A 20671-nucleotide genomic window follows, 5' to 3' on the forward strand; every position below is an offset into this window, starting at 1 on the left:
GTGGTAAGCGGTTTAGCTGCGCAGCGTTTCTGGCAGCGCATCGGATGTGGGTTGCATGGTGTCAGGCGTAGCCTCAAGCCATGCCAGCAGCAGCGCGTTGAAGGCCGGGCTATCGGTCACGCTCATCGCATGTCCGCCCCAGTTCATTTGCCGGAACGTGGCGTTGGGCAGCGCCTCGCACAGCTGCTGTGAGCAGATCCAGGGCACCAGCAGGTCATCGCGGCTGCACAGCGCCAGCACTGGTTGGGTGATGGCGGCGGCAAACGAACGAAAGTCGGCGCTCATCAGCGCATGCAGGCGCAGCAGCAGGTTTTCCATGCCCTGAAAATGGGCGCAGTGCAGCGCATCTTCCGCCTCAATACGTGCCTGATGGGCGGAAAGCCAGTCGGCAGGATAGAGAAACAGCGGCTGCGCCCGCACCCAGGCTTCAACGCCTGCGTTAAGCAACAGATCCTGACGAACACGAAAACAGCGGCGCGTATGTGCATCAAGGCTAAGCCAGCCGTTCACTACCACAATGCGTTTGACGCGTGTGGGATAGTCCAGCGCCAGCTGTAGCCCAATCAGGCCACCCAGCGCATGTCCCAACAGATCGAAACGCTCAATGCCTGCCAGCCGCAAACTTTCTGCCAGCTCGGCGGCCATATCCTGCAGGCTGTAGCCTTCAGGCAGCCGGTCAGCATTGCGGCCGGTGCCGCGCTGGTCGTAACTCACGACCCGATAGCGTCCACGTAGCGCGTTTAACTGCGGTAGCCAAAAGCTGCCCAGCCCGCCTAAGCCAGCCGCAAGTACCAGCACCGGTGCGTAGTCTCCGCGCAGGCCCGTAATATCCAGATGCATTGGCGCCTCACTTAGCGATATGCGCAGTGGAGGCGATTTCTACCAGCGCCTCTGGTTTTACCAGCCCGCACTGAATACAGAAACGGGCCGGTTTATCGCCCGGAAAGTATTCGGCATACGCCTGATTTATGGTGGCGTAGTGGCTCCAGTCGGTAAGGAAAATCGCATTAAAGGTCACATCTTCCAGGGTGCCGCCTGCCGTTTCGATCACGCTTTTAATGGTTTCCAGGACGTGACGCGTCTGCGCGGCGGGATCGCCCACATGAACCACATTGTTTTCGCGATCGAAGGGCAGCGTACCTGAGACATACACCACGCCGTCCGCCAGCGTGCCGGGCACAAAAGGGGCGATAGGGGTTCCACTGCCGGGTGGAATAATCACATGTTTAGGCATGACGATAGCTCCTGTGGGTGCAATGGTTCAGGCCGGGCGCTTAAGCGCTGGTTCAGCCAGCGTGGCGCAAAAGGTATTCACATCGGAAACCCAGCCGAAAAAAGTCTCAATGTTAAAAATCGCTGCCTGTTGGGCAAAAGCTGGGCCTGCCTGATAAGTCGCGTCTTCCAGAACGATGCCGAAATATTCCAGGAAAAAGCCGTCGCGCAGCGTCGATTCCACACAAACATTGGTGGCGATGCCGGTGAAAACCAGGTGGCGGATGTTGCGACTGCGCAGCATGCCGTCAAGCGGGGTGTGGTAAAAGCCGCTATAGCGCGGCTTGGGCAGCACAATATCGCCCGGCTGCGGCTGAAGACGATCCACCAGCGCATAGTCCCACCCGCCTTTGGCCAGCAGTTTGCCCTGTAGCTGCGGCTGTTTGCGCATGGTTTTTAATGCGTTGGATTTATGGTAATTAGGCGAGCCGGCATCCCCGGCTTCAACGTACTGCGGGTCCCAGCCATTCTGAAACCAGATAATCTGAATGCCGGCGGCGCGCGCGGCCTGTACGGCGACGGCAATATTTTCAATTACCGACTGGGTGGCGGAAACGTCAAAGCCCGCCAGGTCAAGGTAGCCGCCAGGCGTGGCGTAGGCATTCTGCATATCCACCACAATCAGCGCCGTTTGCGCTGGCGGGAGAGCAATGTTTTCAGGACGGGCGGGCAGCGTAACGGTCGCCTGCTGGCTGACGCTGCTACAAATAACCGTGTTCATCAGGCTACCTCCTGCGCTGCGGCGATAACGTGTGTCCGGCAGGCTAACAACGGCTGAATATGCTCGCCAAAGGCCTCAATGCCCTGCAGAAAATCATCAAAGGTCAACAACACGCCCTGCGTCCCCTCAACGGCAGCGACCTCATTCAGCATACGCGCAACGCTGGCATACGAACCCACCAGCGTGCCCATATTGATATTCACTGCGGAGGTGGGGTCGGCCATCTGGCGCACGTTGGTATCGCTGCCGGAACGCTTGTCCTGCTGGCTTTGAGTGGTAAGCCAGGCCAGGGCTTCCTCATCCGCGCCCGCCTTATAGTGTTCCCATTTTGCGCGCGCCGCCTCGTCCGTTTCATCGGCGATAATCATAAACAGCACAAACGAACCGACGTCGCGCCCGGCGGTCTCTGCAGCGGCTTTCATGCGGGCTGCCGTTGGCGCAAAGGCGGCCGGGGTATTAACCCCTTTGCCAAAGCAGAAGTTATAGTCAGCGTGCTGGGCGGAAAAGGCCATTCCGGCGTCGCTTTGACCGGCGCAGATCACCTTCATCGCTTTTTGCGGGCGAGGACTCAGGCGACAGTCATTCATGGTAAAAAATTCGCCTTTCAAATCGGATTTGCCGCTGCCCCAGAGGTCACGTAACACCGTAACGTATTCGGTCAGATAGTCGTAACGGCGCGAGAAATAGTCATCGCCCGGCCACAGTCCCATCTGTTCATACTCTGGCTTCTGCCAACCGGTAACCAGGTTAACGCCAAAACGTCCCTCCGCAACCGAGTCGATAGTTGCGGCCATGCGCGCCACAATAGCGGGCGGCAAAGTGAGAGTGGCAGCGGTGGCATAGATTTCGATGCGCGTGGTCACAGCGGCCAGCGCCGCCATCAGGGTGAAGGACTCCAGGTTATGATCCCAGAACTCAGTTTTACCGCCAAAACCGCGCAGTTTGATCATTGATAAAGCAAAATCGAAATGGTAATGCTCCGCTTTCTGCACAATCGCTTTGTTCAGCGCAAAGGTCGGCATGTACTGCGGCGCATGACTGGAAATCAGCCAGCCGTTATTACCTACCGGGATAAAAACGCCAATTTTCATATGAAGCCCTCGTGGAAGTGGTTTAACCAACGTGCGCTGCGGGGCTTCCTGCCTTTCCTGTTCCGGCGGCGCGTAAGGCAACTAAAGCAAGAGGTGTGCCATATTTTTAACTAATTGATATCAAACTGGAATTAACAAGTGCAGCAACGGAAGCAGCCAGGCGATGCGCTAAAACAGACCATTTGGTCAAAACCTGCTGCACAGAAATCAGGCAAGGCACTATCTGCTATCAGCAGGTAATGAGATCGGTTAATTACTTCTTAACTGAACCGACCAGCTGCTAAGATGCAGCGCGGGCATTGTTCAGAAAAAGGATCAGGGTGAAAGTGGTAAATAAGGCACCAACACGCCGTTCACAGGCAGCAGCGGCAAAGCGTTCAGCCATTCTTAACGCGGCGCTGGAATACTTCTCGCAGTTTGGTATGCATGGCACCCGCCTCGATAAAGTGGCCGAGCGCGCCGGTATATCAAAAACCAATCTGCTTTACTATTTTCCCTCTAAAGAAGCGCTCTATATCGCGGTACTGAAAGAGATCCTTGATGTCTGGTTAGCGCCGCTGCGTGCGCTGCGTGAAGATCACGAGCCGCTGGCAGCGATTCGCCACTATATCCAGCTGAAAATGGAGGTATCGCGCGATCATCCCCAGGCTTCGCGACTGTTCTGTCTGGAAATGCTGCAGGGCGCGCCGCTGCTGAAAGCCGAGCTTGAGAGCGACCTTAAAGCGTTGATAGATGAAAAATCGCAGGTGATTGAAAACTGGGTGGCGCAAAAGCGGCTGGCGCCGGTAGAGCCGCAGCATTTGGTGTTTATGCTGTGGGCCACCACACAACACTACGCAGATTTTGCCGTTCAGGTAGAGGCGATAACCGGTCAGACGCTGAATGACGAAGAGTTTTTTAACCAGGCGGTGCGCAACGTGCAGCATATGGTGATTGAAGGCATTCGCGTGCGCTGAGAGGTGATTAAAAAACTTTACCTTCAGCGAAACGGAATTACGCCAGGCTTATAGCGTTAGGTTGCAACCCAGGAGCAAGCATGGATTCCGTTTCGCAATTGGTTTTGGGCGCCTCGGTAGGCATGGCGGTCATGGGGCGCAAAGCGCCGCTCTGGAAGTCGGCGCTGGTGGGCGGATTTTGCGGCACCTTGCCCGATCTGGATGTTTTTCTCGATCACGGTGATGCAATCCGCAATATGACTCTGCATCGCACCGAAAGCCATGCGCTGGTCTGGTTAACGTTGCTTTCACCGTTGCTGGCGTGGCTGCTTGCCGGCGTGGTCAAACAGCGCTTTCAGTGGATCCAGTGGTGGCCTGCTGTCTGGCTGGCGTTGATCACCCACCCGTTGCTCGATCTGATGACCGTATATGGCACCCAGCTGGGGCTGCCCTTTACCGATTACCCCTGGGCTATTGGCAGCATTTATATTGTCGATCCGCTGTATACGCTGCCGCTGATAATTTGCCTGATTGTTGCCCTGTGGCGTCGCGAACCGCGCTGGAGCCGCGCCGGTTTGACGCTCAGTACAGGCTATCTGTTATGGAGCATGGCGGCGCAGGGAATTGCGCTTTATCAGGTGGCTCCGCAGGTGGCGCATCAGCTGGACGTTAAGTCTCATTTACTGGTAACGCCCACCGCTTTTAATACGCTGGTATGGCGCGTAGTCGCCGTCACGCCCGAGCACTACTACGAGGGCTACTGGTCGCTGCTGGCGCCGCATCGACCGCTGCAGCTTAGCATGCACGATCGTGGCGCTGCGCTCTACCAACAGCTGAAAGGAGATGCGCATGTTGAGCGTGTCGCCTGGTTTAGCCATGGTTTTTTTGCCATGCAGCAGCGCGACGGCAAACTGTTTATCAGTGATTTGCGTATGGGCGAAGCGCCAGATTTCACCTTTACTTTTGATCTGGGCGCTCCGCAGGCGCGTAACCCTCATCCTTCACGGCTCGCTTCGTCAAGACCCTCACTGACGCAAACGTGGCGGCACTTTCGTCAGCGTCTGTAACGAAAAGGGGCGAACTTGCGTTCGCCCCTGAGCTGACAAGCTGTCAGTATCAGAACGTCACTCTGGCAACAGGACGGTGTTAACGCACCGCTGCCTTACGGCTACGCAGCCACCAGCCGATGCCCAGCAGAATAAACCACAGCGGCGTAACCATCAGCGCCTGGCGCGTATCTTCCTGTAGCGTCAGCAGAACAATGACAAACACGAAGAAAGCCATACATACCCAGCACATCAGCTTGCCCAGCGGCATTTTAAAGCGCGACTGCTGATGACGCTGCGGATATTTTTTACGATAGGCGAGGTAAGAGCAGAGGATGATGCTCCAGACAAACATAAAAAGAATGGCCGAAACGGTAGTGACCATGGTAAACACGGTCATGACATTCGGAATCAGGTAAATCAGCGCCACGCCAATCAGCAGACAGAGGCAGGAGAAAAGCAGACCTGCAGTCGGTACCGCGCGTGCTGAGAGACGACCAAAGGCGCGATGCGCCACACCCTGTTCTGCAAGGCCGTACAGCATCCGGCTGGTGGAGAAAATACCGCTGTTAGCCGAGGAGGCGGCAGAGGTTAATACTACAAAGTTCACGATGCTGGCCGCCGCTGGCAGGCCAATCAACATAAACATTTCTACAAATGGACTGCGGTCGGCGACTACGTGCGTCCAGGGCGTTACCGCCATAATCACCATTAGCGCCAGCACATAAAACATAATAACGCGAATCGGAATGGCATTAATTGCCCGCGGCAATACCTTATGCGGGTCGTGCGTTTCAGCTGCGGCGGTGCCTACCAGTTCAATGCCGACAAAAGCAAATACAGCAATCTGGAAACCGGCAAAGAAGCCGCTTAATCCTTTCGGGAACATACCGCCTTCATTCCAGATATTCGACAGCGAAGCCGTGCCGCCGCCCGGAGAAGGGTAATGCATCGCCACCAGGACAATGCCGGTAACAATCAACGCAACGATGGCCACGATTTTGATAATGGCAAACCAGAACTCCAGCTCGCCAAACAGCTTAACCGTAACAATGTTAAGCGCCAGAAAGGCCACAACACAAAGCAGGGCGCTCATCCAGATAGAGAAATCGGGGAACCAGAGCTGGAAATAAGAGCTGATGGCGACCACGTCGGCTATGCCGGTCACCACCCAGCAGAACCAGTAGGTCCATCCGGTAAAATAACCGGCCCACGGGCCAAGCAGGTCAGCGGCGAAATCGCTGAAAGATTTATATTCAAGATTGGAGAGCAATAGCTCGCCCATCGCGCGCATCACAAAGAACAGCATAAAACCGATGATCATATAGACAAAAATGATCGACGGTCCCGCCAGACTGATGGTTTTACCAGACCCCATAAACAGGCCGGTTCCGATAGCACCGCCAATAGCAATCAGCTGAATATGACGGTTATGAAGACTACGCCGGAGCTTATCCGGGCTTTCTGCGTTTTGCAGCGTATCTTTGGTTTGATCTGTCATGAAGTGGTTCCTGTCTGTGATGTCGTGCGGCTCTGCTGGCCGATAGTTATCAGGCTTACCGGCAGGTAAGTTGGCATAAGATAGTGTAATTAACCGATTATCAGCTAATGGTTTTTGCCAATCCTGCAGAATTTGAGGCCCGAAGTTGGCATCATTTATTTACAAACAGCGAAAAGGTACAACTTTTATGCAGTACTGCCGCAAAAAGCCACAAAATGCGTAACTTTCACAGTAAAAACTGGACCACAGGCTACAATTAACAGGCAAGCGTAGCGGCTAATCGGGGGAGGAGCGGGTGAAAACCATGGCGATAGTGCTGATTATAATTCTGGCCGCGCTGGCAAGCATGCCCTGGCTACAGCGCCATCTGCCATCGCACTGGGATCCTTTTAAGCCGCTGGAGGTCACCGATGCGCCAGGGCCAATTACGCGCTACAAGCTTCAGCGCCTGCGCAATGATCCTGCGGCCTGTCTGTCGGTATTGCAGCGTGCCCGTGAGGCAGGATTCATCAGCTTTACTCAGCCTCCTGCGATGAAGGGAGCCTGCCCGCTGGAAAAGCCGATTCGGATACAGCGGTTTGCCAGGGTAACACTGAGCAGCAGCTTTTTGGCCAGCTGTCCGTTGGCGGTAAGCAGTACAATGTTTGTGATTCAGGCAAATCAAATAGCGCTAACAAGCCCGCTTAAATCGCCGTTGGGACGTATCGAGCATGTAGGAAGCTACGCCTGCCGCAATATTTATCACCGTGCGCAGGGCAGGTTGAGTGAACATGCGACCGCTGATGCATGGGATATAACGGCGTTTCGCCTGGCAAACGGTACGCGAATCAGCGTGGGAAGAGACTGGCACAGAACGGGCGAAGCGTCGGCGCTTCTGCATCGCTGGTTCGACAGCAGCTGCGCCTGGTTTGGCAACGCGCTGGGGCCAAATTATAACGCGGCGCATGACAGCCATTTCCATTTAGGGATGCGAGGCTACATGCTTTGTCGCTAACTGGCTGCTGCCTATAAAGAATTATTTGAAAAACGGACTATTTAACGCTTTTTCTATGGTATCTAATGGTATAAAGCCTTACGAAAAAGGTTAGCGGCATTTAATAGAGATCAGATAATTTTTTATAAAAGATTATTAGTGATGAATTAAGAAGAGCTTAAGTAAAAGCGGAGATTTTAGAATAATTACGGTGTTAACAATCAGCCTGTGTTATGAGTTTTGCTATAATGCTGTTTCAAAAGAATATTATTGTCGCTTTTTTCTTATGAAAAAAATTTCACATCCGTCACGATTTTTCACATCAACGTGGCTTAAATTGCAAGGGGATTGAATAGTTTTAAGAAAAATCTTATTCTTGTCTTTATGCACAAAGTATTGAGTTTGCGCAAGATTGATAAATATAACTTTACTAAATTATAAGGATTCAAAGCGTGTAGCTTAAGCAATTATATCACATTTTCTTAACGTATCATAAATGCAGCGCGATCTTATCCGCAACCGCTTAAGCCAATATTATTAAAATAATTTTTCGAGAGCATTTAATTTTTTGTTACATCGGTGGCAGTTTGACTTAAACCATGGCGCGAGTAGCCTTCGCGTACCGGTGAGGCTTTAATGACGTTCGATGATTACTTCGCCTGGCGCAAGGAGGTCGAGGCACTGTTTTTTTTACTGAATAACACTGATGAGCTAACGGATATATTACAGCAGCAGGTTAAAGCGTTGGGATTGGAGCAATTTGCTTTACTTATCCGCCATCCTGTTCCCTTTACGCGCCCTAAAACGTTTCTTTTTACTACCTATCCAAAGGGTTGGGTAAAGCAATACGAAAATGAAAATTATTATGCAATCGATCCTATTCTTGATCTTTGCCAGCTGCCGGGGAAATTTATACTGTGGCAAGATGCCATATCGGAATGCACGGAATTATTCTGGCAAGAGGCAAAATCCCATGGGCTGACTTCAGGCGTTTCCTGTTCGCTTATGGCGCTTAATCGAGCGCTCGGTATATTATCTGCGTCTTCTAAAAAGGCGCTGAATATGTTGACATTACAGCCAGAACAACAATTAAGACTACAGTATCTTTTGGATCTGTCATTACAAACTTTACAGCGTTTAGACGATGTCTCAATGCGCATTTTAGATATAACCTTAAGCCAGCGTGAACTGGAAATATTAAAATGGACGGCGGAGGGCAAAACGGCTGTAGAAATTTCACTGATTCTGGCTATCTCGCCCCATACGGTAAATTTTCATCAAAAAAATTTGCAGAAACGATTCAATGCACCGAATAAAACCCAGGTAGCCAGCTATGCAGCGGCAATGGGTTTATTGTGAGCGCTAGCGCAACTACTAAATTTAGTAGTTTCATAAGGTTAACCAGTTGTCTACCCTTCGGCCTGGGTTTCAGCTGGGCTAGCGCCGTATGAATACGGCTTAAACGAGGGAGTGCGACAGGGGAATATGATGAAGATTATCCAAACCCAGCTAAAGGATATGCCATCCTCGTTATTGGCGGAATTGGGCAGTTATCGCTATAGCGTATTTGCACGCGGTGAAGGGTGGTCGATACCTTCCCGGCTCAGCACGCCGGGGCAGGAGTATGATCGCTTTGACCGTTCTGATGTCAGCTGGCTTATCGCCTGGCACGCGCGTATGGGCATTTGCGGCTGCGCGCGTTTGATGCAGTGGCAGGAACCGGGTAACGTTGAAGGCATCAGCGTCCCGTTCGATCGTAAAGAAGCAGTATGGGAAATGTCGCGTTTTTCAGCCAGACTGGATGTGGATGCTGAATTACCGCTAACCATTCTCTGGCATGCTGTGCAATTGGCAGAGCTGGCAGGCATCGATTATCTTGTCAGTGCCGCTACGCCGATGTTGGAGCAGATGTTTGAACAGCATAAAGTAGGATTCGAACCGCTTACGCCGGGCTTGATTCAATCTGAAGATAACCTTTTTGCGGTTAAGATTCCGGTTAAGCAGCCCGATTTAGCGGAAAAGTATCGTGGCGCACGTCGTTTTAGCCCGGAAGAGGTTTTGCCTTCGTTGGGCGTCTCCATAAACTGGCAATCGGGACGCTAATGCCAACGTGTCCATAGGGTGATCAGTAACCATGCGGCCAGCACCCAGCATAGCACGGCGCTGGCCAACGCAACAGGTAGCCGCATTGCACCGATGAAAAACCATAACGAGAGGAGATAAAACAAGTAGGGCAGAATGGCCCACATGCCAAAAACAAGCGTGGTACGTAACGCGCTTACCCCTTTATCGGTTGCCACCAGATAATGGGCGATCAGTGCAAAAGTAGGGAACAGAGGCAACAAGCCCGCGATATAGTAATTTTTACTCTTCGCCAGTATGCCGATCGCGACCACCACCAGTGCGCCGATTAACGCTTTTAACAGCAAACCCATTGTTCACTCCACGGCAAAATCCATAACATGCGTGAATAACAGCATCAAATCAATGGGTTTGAAGTTTTTAGCGACGGTATCCAGCTTTGATTTGGCCAATGGTATCAGCGAAAGTTTCAGCCTGCTTTGGATCGTCTAACTGAGCTATAAGCCGTTCCATATTGATAATCACTTTACCTGCATCGGCCTGCCCCATGCCTTTCAGCATCATCGTGACCATCGCCTTCAGGCAGGCAACTTCATTCGCCAACTTCTCTGCTTCATGCGAGGTGTTAAAATCGTTATAACCCATAGCTACTCCTTGATAAAATGGTACAAACATTTGAACTACTGCTCAAATCAGCGATAGCAGGAAAGTATAACATAAATTATGAGACTGTTTTCTCAGTTGAGCATGCAGGGTAAACAATAAAATGTTGTTCAGAACGCAGAGGTAAATAAAAAATCTGCACTATTTAGCCTGGATGGAAATGGTCAAAAGAGCCTTATTTCGTCACGCAAAAGTGCCCAGTGGTTTTAATTTAACTCATTGTATATAAAGCATTTTAAAATTTTAAATGATTTTCTGCTTATTTTTTAACGGATTTAACGCTTTATTATCGGTAGGGGGAAATAGTTGCGCTGCGGGTAGAATAACGGTGGGCTGAGCGAGCAATTAACCGCCCAAAAAAACGCTGAATTATGTTCAAACCTGTCACGAAAGAGAGTAACATTAAGCCGGTTAATTAAAGTGTCGCCCATAAACATCACCATTCCGGAGAAATCCTCTTTTGATCAGCATTCTTCTTGTGGATGACCACGAACTGGTACGCGCAGGGATCCGTCGCATACTGGAAGATATCAAAGGTATTCAGGTAACCGGCGAGGCATGCTGCGGTGAGGATGCTGTTAAGTGGTGTCGAACCAACCAGGTTGATGTAATCCTGATGGATATGAACATGCCGGGCATCGGCGGCCTGGAGGCGACGCGCAAGATCGTACGATTTAACCCCGATGCTAAAATTATTATGTTGACTATCCATACGGAAAATCCGCTGCCGGCAAAAGTGATGCAGGCGGGCGCTTCCGGCTACCTCAGTAAAGGAGCCGCGCCGCAGGAGGTCATCAGTGCGATTCGTTCGGTTCACTCGGGCCAACGTTATATCGCCTCTGATATAGCGCAGCAGATGGCGCTGAGCCAGATTGAACCAGAAAAGGGAGAATCTCCTTTCAGCTGTTTGTCGGAACGGGAATTGCAGATTATGCTGATGATTACCAAAGGGCAGAAAGTCACAGATATTTCTGAACAGCTTAATCTGAGCCCGAAAACCGTTAACAGCTACCGCTATCGTATGTTTAGTAAACTGAATATTAATGGCGACGTAGAGTTGACGCATCTGGCCATCCGACATGGCCTGTTTAATGCGGAGTCGTTGATCAGTAGTGAGTGAAGTTTTTGATGCAAAATCCTTTCTGAAAACCGTCACCAGCCAGCCGGGCGTCTACCGGATGTATGACAGTGGCGGTACGGTTATTTACGTCGGTAAAGCAAAAGATCTGAAAAAGCGCCTCAGTAGCTATTTCCGCAGCAATCTTGCCAGCCGTAAAACCGAAGCGTTAGTGGCCAATATCGATCATATTGATGTCACCGTCACCCACACTGAAACAGAAGCGCTGCTGCTTGAACATAACTACATCAAGCTTTATCAGCCGCGCTACAACGTGCTGCTGCGTGACGATAAGTCCTATCCCTATATCTTCTTAAGTGGCGATCCTCATCCCCGGCTGGCTATCCATCGCGGCGCTAAACATGCAAAGGGCGAATATTTCGGTCCATTCCCCAATGGCTATGCGGTGCGTGAAACCCTGGCGCTGCTGCAAAAAATATTCCCGGTGCGGCAGTGTGAAAACAGCGTTTATCGCAACCGCACGCGCCCCTGTCTGCAATATCAGATTGGGCGTTGTCTGGGGCCTTGCGTCGCAGGTCTGGTCAGCGAAGAGGAATATGCTCAGCAAACCGAGTATGTGCGGCTGTTTCTCGCCGGTAAAGATGACCAGGTGCTAAACATGCTGGTCAGCCGTATGGAACAGGCCAGCCAGGCGTTGCGCTTTGAAGAAGCTGCCCGTCTGCGCGATCAGATTCAGGCGGTGCGGCGGGTTACCGAAAAGCAATTTGTTTCCAATCAGGGCGATGACCTTGATGTCATTGGCGTCTCTTACGATGCCGGTATGGCTTGTCTGCATGTGCTTTTTATTCGCCAGGGCAAGGTATTAGGCAGCCGCAGCTATTTCCCAAAAATTCCCGGCGGCACCGAGCTGGCGGAAGTGGTGCAAACCTTTGTGGGTCAGTTCTATCTGCAGGGCAGCGAGTCGCGTACCTTACCGGGTGAAATCCTGCTGGATTTTAATCTGACGGAACGCGAGCTGCTGGCAGATTCTCTTAGTGAGCTGGCAGGACGCCGTATTCATATTCAGAGTAAGCCGCGTGGCGATCGCGCTCGCTATCTGAAACTGGCGCGTACCAACGCCGCGACAGCGTTGGTAACAAAACTCACCCAGCAATCAACGATCCATCAGCGGCTGGCGGCGTTAGCCGGGGTGCTTAAATTACCGCGTATCAACCGTATGGAATGCTTTGATATCAGCCATACCATGGGCGAGCAAACGGTCGCCTCCTGCGTGGTTTTCGACAGTAACGGGCCGGTGCGTGCTGAATATCGCCGCTATAATATCAGCGGCATCACGCCGGGAGATGACTATGCGGCGATGAATCAGGTGCTGCGTCGACGTTACGGTAAAGAGCTGGAGCCGGAAAAGGTGCCGGACGTGATCCTGATTGACGGCGGTAAAGGGCAGCTGGGGCAGGCGAAGCAGGTTTTCTCCGAGCTGGAAGTCAGCTGGGATAAACATCATCCGCTTTTACTGGGCGTGGCCAAAGGCAGCGATCGTAAGGCCGGTCTGGAAACGCTCTTCCTGGAGCCTGAAGGCGAGGGATTCTCCTTACCGCCTGACTCACCGGCGCTGCATGTTATTCAGCATATTCGCGATGATTCCCATAATCATGCGATAACCGGGCATCGCAATAAGCGGGCAAAGGTCAAAAATACCAGCTCGCTGGAAAGTATCGAAGGCGTTGGGCCCAAACGGCGTCAGCAGCTGTTAAAATATATGGGCGGCCTACAGCCATTGATGAACGCCTCGGTTGAAGAAATCGCCAAAGTGCCTGGCATTTCTCACGCCCTGGCGGAGAAAATTTTTTACTCGTTAAAACACTAACATTGAATCCCTTGTGGCAATGTAGCACCATACGGGTAAACCCTACTCATGCCAGACAGTTAGCGTACCTTATGCAATTGAATATACCGACGTGGCTCACCCTGTTTCGTGTTGTGCTGATCCCTTTTTTTGTGCTGGCATTCTATCTGCCATTTCATTGGGGGCCGATGGTTTGCGCTATCATTTTTGTGATAGCAGCGATTACTGACTGGTTTGATGGTTTTCTGGCCCGCCGCTGGAAGCAATCGACCCGCTTCGGCGCCTTTCTCGATCCGGTAGCGGATAAGGTGATGGTCGCGATGGCGTTGGTGCTGGTGGCTGAACAGTTTCACGCCTGGTGGATTACCTTGCCGGCGGCGACCATGATTGCCCGCGAAATTATTATCTCTGCATTGCGCGAGTGGATGGCGGAAATTGGTAAGCGCAGCAGCGTTGCCGTTTCCTGGATCGGTAAAGTCAAAACCATGGCCCAGATGCTGGCATTGGTTGCGCTGCTGTGGCATCCCAATCAGCTGGTTTCAGCGGTCGGCGTGGTGGCGCTCTATATTGCTGCAGTGCTGACTTTCTGGTCGATGTTTCAATATTTAAGCGCGGCGCGCAACGATCTGTTTGAACACTGATCGATATGGTGCAAAAAACAGCAAATGACTAGCGCATAAAGATAATCTGGTTGACTCAGATGTTCAGCGCAGTAGAATGCAGCGCATCGGACGGTAATAGATTTGCCGAATGAGGAAAAAATCAGTGCTTTGTTGCTGATGAATGCGGGAATAGCTCAGTTGGTAGAGCACGACCTTGCCAAGGTCGGGGTCGCGAGTTCGAGTCTCGTTTCCCGCTCCAGATTTTAAATTGTAGAAAGCATTTTCTGCAATTCTCCGAAAAGGGCCGTAAGGCCCTTTTTTCGTTACAAAACCACACACACTCACTCTTCTCTTCTTTTGGGCCGACAGCGTCTGATCCCTTTGTACTTCTGCAAAATAATACTCATTTTTAATATGATTTACGATTTACCCCTGCCAGAACAAAAGAGTATCGTTTAAACATTATTCTTATTAAAGCAACGGAGAGTCGGCAGTCTTTTTCTGGATACGCGTGCTTTATAAAAAATCCTTTTATAAGTTTTACCTGATGTGAATAGTCTGCGCCTGTTTAGCGCATATTAACAGCTGTGGTTTGATTTACTGTTAGCAAATGGAATATTGCACATCAAATTTAATGGCGGCCATTAAATTTGCGCCTGAAAGAGGTGATAAGTAACTGAAGCGGCGGACATCTGTTGTTTCATTCTATGCACCAGTTCTTTCAGCATGGAAAACAATGATAGTTATAACAGGTAAAAGAATATGAGAAATAGAAAAATCGGGCATGCGCGCGTCAAATATCATCCTGTAGCGGCATGTATTTTGCTTTCCTTAGCCAGCGTGACGCAAGCGGCTAATAACAGAAATATGACCTCTTCAGTTGTAAAGGGTGTAACGGTCATTGATATCAACAAAGCGAACGATCGCGGCATTTCACATAACCTATATGACAAATTTAATGTTGATAAAAAAGGGTTGATCTTAAACAACAGCCAGAATGCCATCAGCACCAGGCTGGCTGGAGAGATAAAAGGGAACAGCAACCTGAGCTCAGGTGCAGCGAAAGTTATTCTTAACGAGGTTATTTCTAAAAATCATAGTGCCTTACAGGGTTGGCTGGAGGTGGCAGGAAATAAAGCGCATGTCATCGTTGCTAATCCAAACGGTATCAGTTGCCAGGGATGTGGCTTTATTAACGCAGAAAAAGTTACTGTCACCACCGGCAAACCAGATATGCAGAACGGTATGCTAAAAGGATACCAGGTAAATGGCGGCAGCGTTACGCTTTCACATCTGGAAAGTGCCTCGCCAACTGAAATATTAGCGCGATCCATTGTAGTCAATGACAAACTCTATGCTGAGGAGCTGTCAATGGTAGCCGGCAACAATTATGTTGACATAAATGGCAAAATTACCGGTACGGTGAAGGCTCAGGGAAGACGGCAGGGCTATGGAATTGACGTTGCCACTATTGGCGGAATGTACGCCAATAAAATAAGCCTGATCAGCAGCGAAAAAGGCGTGGGGGTACGCAATAGCGGCATTATTGCCGGAACGGAGAATATACAAATTGATAGCAGCGGTAAACTTGTTAACAGCCATGGCCAAATAAAATCAGCTGGACTGATTAACATCAAAGCACAGCAAGGGCTGGAAAATATCACCGGAAAAATAAATAGCGAGAATACTATTCATATAGATACTAATAAAAGCATCATCAATAATAACCAGGCGGGTCATATCGCCGCCAGGAAAGATATCTATATTGACAGCGGCACTTTTAATAACGTCAATGGGAAAATATCTGCTGGCGGCACGCTGGGCGTAAACACCCATAATAAAATCATGACCAATACAGGGAAAGGCAATTCCGTGGGTATTCATGCCGGGGCCGTGGCCCTGCAAACGGGCATGCTGGATAATATCAATGGCCTGATCAAAGGCGGCTATGTCGGCGTTGGGGCGAACAGAGTTAATAATACTTCTGGCACCATCGAAGCTACAGGTGACATGGACATCAGCAGTAACGGGAATATTGAAAACCGGCAGGGCCTTCTGCGTTCTACTGTAGGGCATATCCATCTTGATGCGGTCAGGGGCAGCATCAATAACGGCAGTACGCGCACAGCAGACACTTTTAGTCAGGATTCCCAGGGTATCATCGCTGGTGAAGGCGGGATTCAGATCAAAGCCGATGTGCTGAACAGTCGCACCGGTCAAATCGCCTCAAAAGGTAATATCGCTATAACTACCACCTCTGCTGTTGACAACTTCCAGGGAAAGTTAAACAGCAGCAAAGAACTTTACATTAAAGCCGCATCTCTGCTGAATGGCCAGGCGGGGATAAGCACCTCGGGCAATATTCATATTGATCTCTCGGAAGATTTTTACAACAGTATCGGCATTATCAGTGCTGGCGAAGGCAATATCGAGCTACAGGCGAGGCGCGTTAGTAACAAAGGAGGATTGTTCGTTGGTCAGGATATGAATATCAATGCCAAAACCTCAGTGGATAACAGCGCCGCGCTAATGGTTGCTAATAAAAACATGACGATAACGGCCGCTGACATGCTGGATAACAGCAAAGCTCAGGATTTTGCTGATTTTTATGGCGTTTATTTAGCAATGCCCAACCAAAAGGGTGGTCTGATTGGCAGAGAAAGCATCACCATTAACACTGGTCGCGTAAACAATGATAGTGGCCGTATTGTTTCGGAGTTGGGTCAGTTAACCATCCAGGCCAGGGATCATATTAACAACACCTACGGCCACATCATGGCAGCTTCAGGACTTTCGTTGCTGAAAACACAGGCTATCTATAATGATTATGCCACGATAAACAGCGGCGGCAGCCTGACTGTTGATAGCGGTTTTCTCTCTAATTACAGTTCAGGCAGCATTGCTGATAATAATGCAACCGGCATCATTTCCGCCGATAAAGATTTGCAGGTTAACCTGGGCAGCACTTTTACTAACTACGGCTGGATAAATGGCAACCAGAATGCTTCCGTTACGGTGCAAGGTATCCTTTCTAACCGTAATACCCTTAGCGCCGCGCAGGATTTAAAAATCACCACAAAAAGCCGACTGTATAATTATAAAGATATGGCGGCCGGTAACCAAATCATACTCAAAAGCGAGTCTGATGTAAAAAACAGTTCGGGCAGTAATATTCAGGGAGCATCAACCACAACGATTGATATCAAAGGGGACCTGTATAATGAAGGTAACATTGTCAGCAATGATCAGTTAACCATCAGGGCAGGCAGAAACCTCTATAATTATAGTAATATATTAACGGATGGGCAGGCTGCTGTCAGCGTAAAAAATATTTCTAATAGCGGAAGCAATGCCTATCTGGGCGGCTTTGCAGGGCTGGAGCTGAAAGCGGGCGTTATTTCAAATAGCGGTAATTTTATTGGGTTGTAATTAAGGCATGCAATAAAGGCGGCAGGGTTTGCCGCTTTTATGTATTGAGTTGATTAATGAACAAGAAAGTTGTAGCCCTGTTTTTTTTCAGTTTGTGTCATTTTCCTGTTGTAGCGCAGAACAATGTGAGTCAGTTGATTAAGGAGCAGAAAAATAATGATAATACGGTTCGTCAGCAAAGCCGGATAACAAAAAAAGATATCTTTTCAACCGTTGGGAATAAAAAAACAGGTAAAATCGCGTTTCCTGATGAAACTCTCTGTTTCAGGATAAAGAAAATTATCATAAATAATGATTTTCTTGAAAAGTCAGCGGCGGGGAAACTCAAAAAAAACATTGAAGGACGCTGCCTGGGAAAGCGAGGCGTAATTAAACTGGCTCATAATATTCAGGACGGGTTTATCAATACAGGTTATATTACCACCCGCGTTGATATTCCGCCGCAGGATTTATCCACTGGCGTATTGACACTAAATATTCTTCCAGGAAGAATTGAAACAATAACTATTGAAAATAATTCTGTTGCCCGGGTTATTTTGCCCTTTGCTGAAGAGGATATTCTTAACGTCAGGGACATAGAGCAGGGACTGGAGAATTTACAGCGAACGCCGGGGACAGAAGTGAAAATAAACATCGAGCCAGGGGAGCGAGATGGATACAGTCGCGTCATCATCTATAGCAACCGCCAACAAAAATGGAATTTCCGCGCCTCCGCTAATAACTGGGGTGATAAAAGTACCGGGAAAAATTTGGCCAGCGTATCAGGCTATGTCTGGAATCTGGCGCATCTGAACGATATCTTTTATCTCTCAGGCACCCGAAGCGTATCAGGAGGATATAACAGTATTAGCAGCTATTATTCTTTTCCGTTGGGTTACTGGGAGTATGAATTTTTTTACAGCTATAGCGCGTCCCATCAGAAAATCGATCTTGATACGCTGAATCCTGATTATAGCGGGAAGAATCACTATGCCAGCGTTAAAGCCTCCAGAACGATCTATCGTGACAGAGATAAGAAAATTACTGCATTTATGGAGGTTTTAAGAAGAAAATCTGATTATCAACTGGGCGATATCACACTGACGCTGCAAAAACGTGATATGAGCAACGCCCGCCTGGGTATTAACTATAAACAGAATTATGCCGCCGCCATGCTGAACAGCACCCTGGCATATCAACGTTTTACCCGTGGGGCTGGGGGGGATCTCTCACCCGATATGGCGGCGGGCGATGTCAGCTCAAGGAGTCAGTTACTCAGCCTGGATATTAATTACCTGAAACCGTTGGAATATCGCGCTTTGCAGGGGTTTTATGAGCTAAATGTGGGGATGCAGTATACGCCCGAAGCTTTAGTATTACAGGATCAGTTCTCTATTGGTAATCGCTGGAGCGTCAGAGGGTTTGAAAACAGCACCGGACTTTATGGCGATAAAGGATTTTACCTGCAAAACACCCTTAATATTCTTACCGGTTTAAGCGGCGCTGAATATTATTGCGGTCTCGATTATGGCGAAGCGGCAATGTCTCATTCGTTTCAACAGCAGAATAAGACCCAAAGATTAATGGGCGCGACAACAGGTTTAAAAGGCAGCGTTAAATCGTTGGGCTATGATCTATCGCTCTCTGTTCCACTGCTTAGCCCAGCGCAACTGCAAACCGATAAATTCACAATAAATGTTAACTTATTTTATCAACTATGATGCACGCAGGAATTAGGCTTTTTGTTGGCACTGATATTGTTGAAGTAGAAAGAATCAGGAGAGCAATATCGGGATGGAAAATGGATTTTCTTCAACGGGTTTTTACCCCGGCGGAAATAAATAAAATCAATGCAGAAAACCCAGACTATGAAAGGGCGGCTGGTTTTTGGGCGGCAAAAGAGTCAATGGTAAAAGCGCTGGGTATCGGTTTTCGTCAAGGGATCCGTTTTCATGATATTGAGGTCGAACATAATCAATACGGTTGCCCACAAATCATACTGTATGGCTCAGCAAAAACACTATTCAATGAAAAAGGCCGCGCACAAATCTCTTTAACGATATCGCATTGTAGAACATATGCTATTGCCGTTGTTGCTGTGGTTACACATAATTAATCTGACAGAGCGTGGATATGTATAGGTATAACGATCTTTGCAATAAGAGCGTATTGGTAACGGGAGCCAGCGGTGATATTGGGCTGGCTATCTGTATCCAGTTTCTACAGCAACAGTGCCAGGTCTATGCGCTGTATAATTCGCACGGCGATGAGCTGGCGGAATTGAAAAAGCGTCATCCTCAGGGTGAGCAGCTTCATATTCAACAATGTGATTTAGCCGATGCCGAAGCGGTAAAACAACTCTGTCTCTGGCTGGCGAACACGGCAGGCAACATTGATGTTCTGGTGAATAACGCGGGTATAGTTAAAGACAGCCTGTTTGCCGCTATGAGTTTTGAAGCATTCACTAGCGTGATAGAGACGAACCTGTTGAGCCTCTTCAGGCTGACCAAAGAGGCGCTGATGCTGCTGAGGGCCTCTGAGAAACCGGTAATTATCAACGTCGCTTCGATCGCGGCGCTGGTGCCCAGCCCTGGGCAGATTAACTATAGTGCGTCAAAAAGCGGCATTCTTGGCTTTACGCGCACGCTGGCTGCTGAAATGGCACCAAGAGGCGTTCGTGTCAATGCGGTAGCGCCAGGTATGATTGAATCCAGAATGGTTAAAAAAGTCTCGCGTACGGTTGTCAGAGAGGTAATTAATACCATTCCGCTGAAACGTCTGGGGCGCTGTGAAGAGGTCGCCAACGCGATTGTCTACTTAAGTTCCTCCGCATCAAGTTATATTGTGGGGCAGACGCTGGTTATAGATGGCGGTCTGGTGATGCGGTGATCTATGAATAAACTATTTATTCCGCCGCACATTTTTCTGGAAATGGGCAGCTGGCGGCAGCCTTTGCTAATGGTTGACCGAATCAGTAACTATCAATATGGTGAAAAAGGTTTTATTCAGGTTATCAAACATGTCACCTATAATGAACCCTATATCCCAGGGCATTTTCCCGATAATCCCATTATGCCCGGGGCGATTATTTCTGAAATTTTTGGCCAGGCCAGCGAGTATCTCTCTTTTTTGAGCGATATATGCCAGATATATCATGAGCGTTATGGTATCAGTCTGCAATCGTTGCAAGATATTTGTAGCAAAATAAAAGATGACGATTTTCGTGAGATTATTCGGGCGCGCCGTGCTCAGGTGCAGGGCGTGTTGGCCGCACAGAATATTAAATTCAAAGGCATCGCTTATCCAGGCGATACGCTTGAAGTAACCAGCCAGCTAGCCTTTTCAGATAATAACGGCTTTAAGCACTATTCCGTTTGCGCTCACGTTGGGAAAAAAGTGATCAGCAAAGGAACCATAATTAATTATCGCGAAGTGAAATAATAAAAACAGGGA

General features: G+C 49.4%; 20 protein-coding genes and 1 tRNA gene. 14 read left to right on the plus strand and 7 right to left on the minus strand.

Annotated features, from left to right (window positions below; genetic code table 11):
- Positions 1 to 12: 12 nt before the first annotated feature.
- Genes rutD through rutA form a run of 4 tightly spaced genes read right to left on the minus strand, consistent with a single transcriptional unit; the run spans position 13 to position 3084 of the window.
- Positions 13 to 840, minus strand: a complete 828-nt coding sequence (gene rutD / locus ACQE3Y_RS06430; protein ID WP_426974276.1) for a pyrimidine utilization protein D — start codon at positions 838 to 840, stop codon at positions 13 to 15.
- 7 nt (positions 841 to 847) lie between these two features.
- On the minus strand, positions 848 to 1234 hold the full coding sequence (gene rutC, locus ACQE3Y_RS06435) for a pyrimidine utilization protein C (RefSeq protein WP_426974277.1): 387 nt from the start codon (positions 1232 to 1234) through the stop codon (positions 848 to 850).
- A 27-nt stretch (positions 1235 to 1261) separates the two neighbouring features.
- Positions 1262 to 1993 carry a pyrimidine utilization protein B gene (gene rutB, locus ACQE3Y_RS06440; protein ID WP_426974278.1) on the minus strand — a complete coding sequence of 244 codons (732 nt, stop codon included), beginning with the start codon at positions 1991 to 1993 and terminating at the stop codon, positions 1262 to 1264.
- Positions 1993 to 3084, minus strand: a complete 1092-nt coding sequence (rutA, locus tag ACQE3Y_RS06445; RefSeq protein WP_426981117.1) for a pyrimidine utilization protein A — start codon at positions 3082 to 3084, stop codon at positions 1993 to 1995. Before rutA ends, rutB begins: the two co-directional genes overlap by 1 nt.
- 320 nt (positions 3085 to 3404) lie before the next feature.
- Between rutA and rutR the strand changes: the two genes are divergently transcribed.
- Both rutR and ACQE3Y_RS06455 read left to right on the plus strand, forming a co-directional pair.
- Positions 3405 to 4040, plus strand: a complete 636-nt coding sequence (gene rutR / locus ACQE3Y_RS06450; protein WP_426974280.1) for an HTH-type transcriptional regulator RutR — start codon at positions 3405 to 3407, stop codon at positions 4038 to 4040.
- An 80-nt stretch (positions 4041 to 4120) separates the two neighbouring features.
- Positions 4121 to 5086, plus strand: coding sequence for a metal-dependent hydrolase (locus ACQE3Y_RS06455; RefSeq protein WP_426981119.1), 966 nt, complete (start codon positions 4121 to 4123; stop codon positions 5084 to 5086).
- Between the two features lie 79 nt (positions 5087 to 5165).
- Here the strand turns inward: ACQE3Y_RS06455 and cycA are convergent, their stop codons facing one another.
- The gene (cycA, locus tag ACQE3Y_RS06460) at positions 5166 to 6566 is read right to left on the minus strand and encodes a D-serine/D-alanine/glycine transporter (RefSeq protein WP_426981120.1); all 1401 of its coding nucleotides are present in this window, start codon (positions 6564 to 6566) and stop codon (positions 5166 to 5168) included.
- A 295-nt stretch (positions 6567 to 6861) separates the two neighbouring features.
- Between cycA and ACQE3Y_RS06465 the strand changes: the two genes are divergently transcribed.
- From ACQE3Y_RS06465 to ACQE3Y_RS06475, 3 genes are all read left to right on the plus strand, one after another.
- Positions 6862 to 7560: an extensin family protein gene (locus ACQE3Y_RS06465; protein WP_426974283.1), complete on the plus strand. Its 699-nt coding sequence runs from the start codon at positions 6862 to 6864 to the stop codon at positions 7558 to 7560.
- A 615-nt stretch (positions 7561 to 8175) separates the two neighbouring features.
- Positions 8176 to 8898, plus strand: a complete 723-nt coding sequence (sdiA, locus tag ACQE3Y_RS06470) for a transcriptional regulator SdiA (protein WP_426974284.1) — start codon at positions 8176 to 8178, stop codon at positions 8896 to 8898.
- Positions 8899 to 9027: 129 nt separating this feature from the next.
- Positions 9028 to 9642, plus strand: a complete 615-nt coding sequence (locus tag ACQE3Y_RS06475; RefSeq protein ID WP_426974376.1) for an acyl-homoserine-lactone synthase — start codon at positions 9028 to 9030, stop codon at positions 9640 to 9642.
- Here ACQE3Y_RS06475 and ACQE3Y_RS06480 read toward each other — a convergent pair.
- Together ACQE3Y_RS06480 and ACQE3Y_RS06485 are read right to left on the minus strand one after the other, a co-directional pair.
- Positions 9639 to 9974: a GlpM family protein gene (locus ACQE3Y_RS06480; RefSeq protein ID WP_250652315.1), complete on the minus strand. Its 336-nt coding sequence runs from the start codon at positions 9972 to 9974 to the stop codon at positions 9639 to 9641. The two genes, ACQE3Y_RS06475 and ACQE3Y_RS06480, sit on opposite strands and share 4 nt — an antisense overlap.
- A gap of 67 nt (positions 9975 to 10041) precedes the next feature.
- A complete protein-coding gene (locus ACQE3Y_RS06485; protein WP_085072161.1) occupies positions 10042 to 10266 on the minus strand; it encodes a DUF2594 family protein in 225 nt (74 codons plus the stop codon).
- Between the two features lie 478 nt (positions 10267 to 10744).
- Between ACQE3Y_RS06485 and uvrY the strand changes: the two genes are divergently transcribed.
- The 9 genes from uvrY to ACQE3Y_RS06530 all read left to right on the plus strand — a co-directional run bounded on the left by uvrY (position 10745) and on the right by ACQE3Y_RS06530 (position 20659).
- Positions 10745 to 11404: a UvrY/SirA/GacA family response regulator transcription factor gene (gene uvrY, locus ACQE3Y_RS06490; RefSeq protein WP_426981122.1), complete on the plus strand. Its 660-nt coding sequence runs from the start codon at positions 10745 to 10747 to the stop codon at positions 11402 to 11404.
- Positions 11397 to 13229: an excinuclease ABC subunit UvrC gene (uvrC, locus tag ACQE3Y_RS06495; RefSeq protein ID WP_426981123.1), complete on the plus strand. Its 1833-nt coding sequence runs from the start codon at positions 11397 to 11399 to the stop codon at positions 13227 to 13229. Before uvrY ends, uvrC begins: the two co-directional genes overlap by 8 nt.
- A 71-nt stretch (positions 13230 to 13300) precedes the next feature.
- Positions 13301 to 13849, plus strand: coding sequence for a CDP-diacylglycerol--glycerol-3-phosphate 3-phosphatidyltransferase (gene pgsA / locus ACQE3Y_RS06500; protein WP_426981125.1), 549 nt, complete (start codon positions 13301 to 13303; stop codon positions 13847 to 13849).
- Positions 13850 to 13993: 144 nt separating this feature from the next.
- Positions 13994 to 14069 (plus strand) — tRNA-Gly (locus ACQE3Y_RS06505).
- 503 nt (positions 14070 to 14572) lie between these two features.
- Positions 14573 to 17239: a filamentous hemagglutinin N-terminal domain-containing protein gene (locus tag ACQE3Y_RS06510; protein WP_426974287.1), complete on the plus strand. Its 2667-nt coding sequence runs from the start codon at positions 14573 to 14575 to the stop codon at positions 17237 to 17239.
- A gap of 56 nt (positions 17240 to 17295) precedes the next feature.
- Positions 17296 to 18939 (plus strand): ShlB/FhaC/HecB family hemolysin secretion/activation protein, encoded by a 1644-nt coding sequence (locus ACQE3Y_RS06515; protein WP_426981126.1) that lies wholly within the window; start codon positions 17296 to 17298, stop codon positions 18937 to 18939.
- Positions 18939 to 19334, plus strand: coding sequence for a holo-ACP synthase (acpS, locus tag ACQE3Y_RS06520; protein ID WP_426981190.1), 396 nt, complete (start codon positions 18939 to 18941; stop codon positions 19332 to 19334). The genes ACQE3Y_RS06515 and acpS overlap by 1 nt, the downstream gene beginning before the upstream one ends.
- 17 nt (positions 19335 to 19351) lie before the next feature.
- A complete protein-coding gene (locus ACQE3Y_RS06525) occupies positions 19352 to 20107 on the plus strand; it encodes an SDR family oxidoreductase (RefSeq protein ID WP_426974289.1) in 756 nt (251 codons plus the stop codon).
- Between the two features lie 3 nt (positions 20108 to 20110).
- Positions 20111 to 20659: a 3-hydroxyacyl-ACP dehydratase FabZ family protein gene (locus tag ACQE3Y_RS06530; RefSeq protein ID WP_426981128.1), complete on the plus strand. Its 549-nt coding sequence runs from the start codon at positions 20111 to 20113 to the stop codon at positions 20657 to 20659.
- Positions 20660 to 20671 lie beyond the last annotated feature (12 nt).

Source organism: Pantoea sp. FN0305 (genome assembly GCF_050113845.1).
GTDB lineage: Bacteria > Pseudomonadota > Gammaproteobacteria > Enterobacterales > Enterobacteriaceae > Mixta > Mixta alhagi.